This is a genomic window from Streptomyces sp. NPDC004752, assembly GCF_053601275.1.
Genome location: NZ_JBSGBN010000291.1, coordinates 1 through 2,201, shown reverse-complemented (window position 1 = coordinate 2,201; position 2,201 = coordinate 1). Strand labels below are relative to the sequence as shown.

Annotated in this window: 1 protein-coding gene; it reads left to right on the top strand. The window is 67.9% G+C overall.

Going from position 1 to position 2,201, the window contains the following annotated elements:
• Positions 1-404 precede the first annotated feature (404 nt).
• Positions 405-1,937, top strand: coding sequence for an amidohydrolase family protein (locus ACWEKM_RS46420; RefSeq protein ID WP_451627348.1), 1,533 nt, complete (start codon positions 405-407; stop codon positions 1,935-1,937).
• The last annotated feature ends 264 nt before the right edge of the window (positions 1,938-2,201 follow it).

The following is a 2,201-nucleotide window of genomic DNA, read 5'->3' as shown; positions in this document are numbered from 1 at the left end:
TGGCGGCCGACCGAGGGCGAGCATCCAGGCGTACGAGTCGCTGCTGTCCTTCTTTCGTGCAATGCGGGTGGCCGCGCGGCACTCGTCGTACGTCACCGCCGGACCGTCGGGTCGAGGGCGACTCGCTCTACGGGTTCCTTGTCGACCCAGGCGGCGGCCCAATATGGGCGGCAGGTGAAAGATCGGGAAGATTTACACCTCGTCCCCGTGAATGACATTGACGGGGCCGACGTAGTCGAACTGCGCGGCGAAGTCCTACCCCGGATTCGCCAAGTCGGGCTTGCCACGTGACCTCGAGCCCTCGGTGGCACGGGAGGGCGGCCAGGTCACCGCACCTGGCCACTCAGTTTCGTGCGTGGAGACAGACAAAGGAGCTCTGATTCGTCGGACCACATGAACCCGCGGTGCCTGATTGGCTCCTAGGGTCTCAGGGACATGCAGGCGTTCACAAGGAGTCGACCATGCAGATACTGTTGCGGGGCGGCCGCGTCATCGATCCGGCCGAGGGGTTCGACGGGGCTGCCGACGTGCTCGTGGCCGACGGAAAGATCGCTGCCGTCGGTCCGGGGCTCGACACGCCGCCAGGCACCACAGTCATCGACGTCACGGGTCTCATCATCGGCCCAGGCTTTGTTGATCTGCACAGTCACGTGCACTCAATCGCTGGGCACCGGTTGCAGGCAATGGACGGCGTGACCACCGCACTCGATCTGGAAGCCGGGCTGATGCCCATCGAGCGCGCCTACGCCGAGGCCGCCGCGGCTGGGCGCCCCCTGCACTTCGGCTTCTCCGCGTCCTGGAGTGGTGCGCGAGCCCAGGTGCTCGCTGGCATCGCTCCCGACGCCCGGTTCGAGTCGTGCCTCGCCGTGCTGGGCAACCCACGCTGGCAGAGCTCCTCCTCACCCCGTGAACTGGCGGCCTGGCTTGCCATGTTGGAGGGCGAACTCACGGCCGGGGCGATTGGGATCGGCGTCCTGATGGGCTACGCACCGGCTACCGAGCCCGCGGAGTTCTTGGCCGTCGCGCGCCTGGCAGCCGAGGCCGGCGCACCGACATTCACGCACGTACGGGAACTGGTCGAGGTGGATCCGGCCACCCATGTGGACGGGTCCAGCGAAATCGGCATCGCGGCGGCGGAGACCGGTGCCGCCATGCACCATTGCCACGTCAACAGCACGTCCGGCCGCCATGTCGACCGGGTTCTCGGCACGCTCGCGGAATCGCAACGTGCGGGTTCACGCGTGACGGTAGAGGCCTATCCGTACGGTGCAGGCAGCACGGCCGTCGGCGCGGCGTTCATCGCGCCGGAGCGGCTGCGGCTCAAAGGCCTGGGCCCCAGCAGCGTCATCATGGTCGAAACCGGCGAGCGGATCGCCGACGAAGTTCGTCTGCAGCAACTGCGCGCCAACGACCCGGGTGCGCCCTGTCTGCTGGAATTCCTCGACGAGGACAAGCCTCGCGACCTGGCGCTGATGCGACAGGCGCTCGCCTTCCCCGACGCCATCGTGGCCAGCGACGCGATGCCCATCTACTGGCCGAACGGCAGCCACGACAGCAGCCAGTGGCCACTGCCGCCCGGCGGGGCGACGCACCCGCGCACCGCTGGGACCTTCGCCAAGACGCTGCGCCTGATGGTGAGGGAAAGCGGCGCCTGGACCTGGGCGGAGGCATTCCGGCGCTGCTCGTTCCTGCCTGCGAGGATCCTCGACGACATAGCACCGGCCGCTCGTACGAAGGGCCACCTGGGCGTTGGGGCGGATGCGGACCTCGTCGTCCTGGACCCGTGGACGGTGACCGACACAGCCACCTACGTCGATCCCACGCGTCCCTCGCGCGGTGTCCATCATCTGTACGTCGCAGGGGTGCCCGTCATCACAGACGGCGTCCTGCAGGCCGACGCGCTGCCCGGACGACCGCTGCGAGGCGAGCCGCGATGACAGCACCGGATCTCGACGCTCTGCTCACCGACATCGAGACCCTGGTGTGCTGCGAGTCACCCTCCCACGACCCTCAGGCTCTCGTGCGAAGCTCCACCGCGGTAGCCCATCGCCGCGCTCGTGACCGACGGTGGCGCACTGAAGTGCCGCCGCCTCAACGGCCGGCAGCACACCTTCACCGCTGGGGTCACCAATGTCGATGCGCCGAGCGAAGTCACATCGGACACCCTGCTTCATGGTCGGCTCCATCACGAAGACGTTGAC